This is a genomic window from Siphonobacter sp. BAB-5405 (assembly GCF_002872335.1).
In the GTDB taxonomy this organism is placed as follows: Bacteria; Bacteroidota; Bacteroidia; order Cytophagales; family Spirosomataceae; genus Siphonobacter.
This window is the reverse complement of the sequence record NZ_NJAG01000083.1, coordinates 1-5,052: the sequence shown is the minus strand read 5'-3', so window position 1 is coordinate 5,052 and position 5,052 is coordinate 1. Positions and strand designations below refer to the sequence as shown.

Sequence of the window (5,052 nt, the reverse complement as noted above, 5' to 3'; positions counted from 1 at the left end):
CACAGTAATTAGCCTTGGGGGCATAGGTACTGAGTTCGTACAAAGCGGAAGCCATCACCGTAGCTGCCGACACATCGCGGGGTTCGTTACGAATTCCGGGAGCATCGAAATCATAATACGGAATCAAATCCTTGGGCAAACGGGGGTGCTGGAGCAGAAAACGGGCGATAGCTTCGGCCTGTCGGAGAAAGGCCGGATCTTTCGTTTCCCGGTAACACAAAGTATAGCCATATAAAGCCCAGGCCTGTCCCCGGGCCCAGGCCGACTCGTGGCTGTAACCCTGGTGAGTTTGCCTGGTACGTACCTGACCCGTCAGCGTATCGTAATCCACCACGTGATAGGAGCTGAAATCCGGCCGAAAGTGATTGTTCATTGTTGTGCGGGCGTGCGTGACGGCGATGTTGTAAAAAGAAGAATCCCCGGTCCACCGCGTGGCGGCAAACAGCAGTTCCAGATTCATCATATTATCAATAATAACCGGGCACTGCCATACCTCCTGATGATGATCCCAGGAGCGGATGATTCCTGCTGCGGGCTTAAAGCGTTTGGATAGCGTACGGGCGGACTCGATGAGGATTTGTTTGTACGCGGGATCCTGCGTCAGACGATAGCCATTGCCATAACTGCAATACATTTTAAAACCCATGTCGTGGGTGCGGGCGTTAGTTTTTTCGCCTTCCAGCCGGGCCGTGTAGCGGCGGGCCTGCTCGGCCCATTCGGGCTTTCCGGTGTATTCGTATACATACCAGAGTTGGCCCGGGAAAAAACCACTGGTCCAGTCGCGGGCGGCCACCCGTTCGAGTTCGCCTTTCGCATTGAGGGTGCGGGGGGATACCAGCCTGGAGGCCTCTTTCGATTCCGCGATTTTCAACTCGCTAAGCATACGTCGGCTTTGTTCCTGGGCGTGTTGAAAAGATCGATCAATAAAGGTGGGAGATACAAACGCCCAGCTACTCGCCAGAGCAAGACCGATAAAAAGTCGTTTCATGGTTGAATTAGTTAGTACGGAATGAATGAGAAAGCCAGAGTAGGGGATGGCGAATCGGAAGGTTGCGAATGACTTCTTCGTTTGCAGGCGTATGATCCCCTTTTTTCCAGGTTTGGAGCCATTTCGGTTGCTGAAAAGCCAGGGCTCCGAAAACCAGGAAAGGTTGAGCGACGGGCCAGTTGTCCCAGTACATCACATCGGGTGGCAAGGGCCAGCGATTCTTGTCAATGACGTAAGGGTAGAGGTAGCTGATGCCCCTGCGAATGCTACGTCCGTCGGGTGTCTCATACGTCCAGAGGTTATCCTGGGGCGTAGAAGCAATCTGGCAAATCATAGCCATCGCATCGAGGTTGAACAGGGAATAACCGTAGGGTTTCGTCCGCCGGAGTTCGAGCGGGAAACTACCATCGGCGGCCATTTGCTGGGGAAGTAGAACAGTTTTGTACCGATCACGACATACGGCAAGCAGCGAGTCATGGCCGGTAAAGCGGGCAAAGGCCGCCACCTGCATGACCCAGCACGTACCGTGATTATTCTTCGCCTCCCGTTCTTCGATTCCGTACGGATGGTGCGTCAGCCAGTGCAGGTACGTACGAAACCAGCGACGTACCGCGGCAACGGTAGCGACATCCAACTGTGCTTCCATCACCTGAACGGCCTGTACCACTTCCATTAAATGAATCGTATCGATGATCCCAATGCCCCGCCCCGTAACCCTGCCTTTGATGGCCTGAGCGTACGTCAGGGAAGGATTCATCCGGGTCGTTGTATCGACAAACCAGGCCTTCAGGTGACGAAGAGCCTGCTCACTGTACCGTCGATCGGGTTGTAATACGTAGGCCGAGGCCAGTGCTCCCATGATCTGACTCAAGCGGATCAGGGCCTGTCGGTGGGCCACGAAGTTGTCGGGATTACTCAGCCCGTCGCGTTGGAGGTACGGCCCCTGGAGATTCGTGGAGTCGGGCCACCAGTAATCCCCTTCCGAATAGAAATCATGGCGACCTCCGGCACTCCGGGGCGAGGGTTGGGCCGTAACCGTACGGGGCGGTTGTTGTAGTGCCCAGCGGACTTCAGCCCGTACAGAGGCTTGCAGTGTTCTTTGAATCTCGATATTCAAATCAGCCTGACCGAAAGCATGCGTAGCAACAAAAGTCAGGCCCATCAGTAGCATTTTCATAACCTAGAGATAAGGGGTAGCGGCTTAATGAACGAGTGAAATCAGGTACAGCAACAGAGCCACCAACAGGCCCGTGCATCCTACTTCAATGAGCAGTAAACGAATTCTTCTTTTTTTCACGGAGGAAAACATCGGCCGGTGTAGGAAACAAAGGTAGCAGGGGTAAAAGCGGGGCAGGGGGGCTAAATGCTTCAAAAAGGGGGAGGAATCGTTCGGGTAGGCGATAAAGCGTTCAAAGGGGTGGAGAAAGCGTTCCATTTAGATTATTCCAGTATTTTATAGACTTATATCCACTAATGTTGCAGTGGAGTTCATCGCTACTCCGGCCCCAGATAAGGCTCTTGCCTGCCTCTTATTCCACTACCTTACTCGATGTGTTTTATGCGTAAACCTCTATTTGCCACCTGCTGGCTAGGCTCCCTGGCTATTACGCTGCTGCTCGTAGCGGGGGAGGCTACCGCCCAGACACCGGGCAACAACCCACCACCCGCCAATCGGCCCAGCACGTATACGTTTACGGGACGGGTACTCGATGAAAAAGGCATGGGTATTCCCGGAGCCACTATCCAGCTCAAGGGAAGTCCCGCCGCCGGTACGACTTCCAACGCCGAAGGACAGTTTACTTTTCCCGTACCCACGGGCGGCGGTACGCTGCTTGTCTCCGTCGTAGGGTACATCACGCAGGAAGTGAATCTGACGAACGAAACGTCCCGAGACATTACCATGGCTCCCGATACCAAGGCCCTCAACGAAGTTGTGGTCGTTGGCTACGGTACTCAGAAAAAAGAAAACCTGACGGGAGCCGTCGCAGCCATTAACATCGACGAGAAAATTGCCAGCCGTTCGCTCAGCAACGTTTCCTCGGGCCTCTCCGGACTGGTACCGGGTCTTTCCGTACAGCAATCGACGGGCCAGGCCGGACGCAACAGTGCCAACCTGATTATTCGGGGACTCGGTACCGTTAATAACTCCGGTCCGCTGATTGTCGTGGATGGTATGCCTGACGTGGATATCAACCGCATCGACATGAACGATGTGGCCAGTATTTCAGTCCTGAAAGACGCGGCTTCAGCTTCCATTTACGGATCACGGGCGGCTAATGGTGTCGTACTGATTACGACTAAAAATGGTTCACAAAACAAAAAAGCCCAAATCAGTTATACCGGAACCTACGGCTTATCGCAGCCCACGAACTTTTACAACTACTTTGATGATTACGCCCGCTCCCTCACCATGCACATGCGGGCTTCGGGGGCTGGTGCTTCGTCAACGACGTTTCGGTACGGAACCGTGGAAGACTGGTTATCCAAAAGCCTCGTCGATCCCGTGAAATACCCGAATACAAACTGGTGGGACGTGATCCTGCGGGATAACGGTCGGATACAAACGCACAACCTCTCGGCTTCGGGGAGCAATGATCGGATGAATTTTTATCTGTCGGCGGGTATCTTGGACGAACTAGGCGTACTCATCAATCACAACTACAAACGTTACAACACGCGTTTTAACCTTGATTATAAAGTTCGCGACGCCATCAAAGTCGGCCTGCGGATGGATGGCCAGTGGTCGAAACAGGAGTATGCCAACCAGGAGGGATTCATCAATTACAGCGGTACGGATGGCTACGACATTCGGTACGCCATCGCCGGGATTTTACCTTACGATCCGGCGACGGGCCGGTATGGTGGCATCATGGCCTACGGCGAGGACGCTCAGGCTGCCAACATGTTTGCCCGGTATTCGGTGTACCATAACCAGCGGGATCGGCAGGAGATCAACGCCAACGTGTACCGGGGAATGGTTACCACTGGCCGGATTAACATTTCGCGGGGATTTTGGACTGCGGTACTATAACCAGTTCACCAAAAGCTACAACGACCCGACCGACGTCTGGAATTTTCAGACCGATCAGATTGCCCGTACCATCGTCAACCCCAGTGCGGGCATCAGTAACAGCAACAATCAGGGATACAAAACACTCTTGCAGGGCCGGATTACGTATAATAAAACCCTATTTCGGAACCATCAGCTGACGGCTTTGCTGGGTTACACGGAAGAGTACTGGTTTAACCGAAACATGTCCGCCAGCCGTCTCGACCGGATTAATCCCTTACTTAGTGAAATTGACGCGGCCCTGACGACGACGCAAACCGCCGGAGGAAACAGCGACGCGGAGGGTTTACGCTCGGTAATTGGTCGTTTGAATTACGTCGTCAATGATAAGTACCTGTTCGAATTTACGGCCCGGTACGATGGGTCGAGTAAATTCCTGCCCGGCTATCAGTTTGGCTTTTTCCCGGCCGTATCGGCGGGCTGGCGTTTCTCGGAGGAGCCTTTTTTCCAGAATCTGACCTCGGTTATTTCGTCGGGTAAGCTCCGGGCCTCCCTTGGTAAACTGGGCAATAACTCGGGTGTGGGTCGCTACGAACAGCGGGACATTTTTAACCTGACCAATTACATCCTCAACGGAAAGATCGCCAAGGGCTTCAGTTCGGCCAAGATCATCAATGAGGACTTTTCCTGGGAACAAACCAATACGGCCAACGTAGGACTCGATCTGGCCTTTTTCGACGGACAACTAACCGCCGAGATCGATGCCTATACCAAACTCACCACAGGTATGATCCGGCCTTCATCGCTATCCACGCTGCTTTCGGGGTACAACGCTCCCCGCATGAATATTGGTAAACTGCGAAACAACGGGATGGAAGTGAACCTGACGTACCGCACTAAAATAGGTCAGGTAAACCTGGGTGCAACCATGAACGTGAGCTTCAACCAGAATCGGTTGCTGGAATGGAATGAGTTTCTCGGTAAAGGCTATACGTACCTGAACATGCCCTACCACTACGCCTACAGTCGCGTATCGCAGGGCATTGCTCAGAGC

At 53.4% G+C, this 5,052-nt stretch carries 4 protein-coding genes; 2 read left to right on the top strand and 2 right to left on the bottom strand.

Annotation, left to right across the window (positions count from 1 at the left end; all coding sequences use genetic code 11):
- Both BWI97_RS25675 and BWI97_RS25670 read right to left on the bottom strand, forming a co-directional pair.
- Positions 1–988 (bottom strand): glycoside hydrolase family 88 protein (locus tag BWI97_RS25675; RefSeq protein WP_102203350.1); only part of this gene is annotated, 988 nt, incomplete at its 3' end.
- 7 nt (positions 989–995) lie between these two features.
- Entirely contained in the window at positions 996–2,165 is a 1,170-nt protein-coding gene (locus tag BWI97_RS25670) for an alginate lyase family protein (RefSeq protein WP_199182106.1), read from the bottom strand.
- A gap of 381 nt (positions 2,166–2,546) precedes the next feature.
- On the opposite strand from BWI97_RS25670, the gene BWI97_RS28695 reads away from it, so the two are divergent.
- Both BWI97_RS28695 and BWI97_RS28690 read left to right on the top strand, forming a co-directional pair.
- Entirely contained in the window at positions 2,547–4,019 is a 1,473-nt protein-coding gene (locus BWI97_RS28695) for a SusC/RagA family TonB-linked outer membrane protein (RefSeq protein WP_233208050.1), read from the top strand.
- A partial coding sequence (locus BWI97_RS28690) for a TonB-dependent receptor domain-containing protein (protein WP_233208051.1) occupies positions 3,904–5,052 on the top strand: 1,149 nt, incomplete at its 3' end. The genes BWI97_RS28695 and BWI97_RS28690, both read left to right, overlap by 116 nt.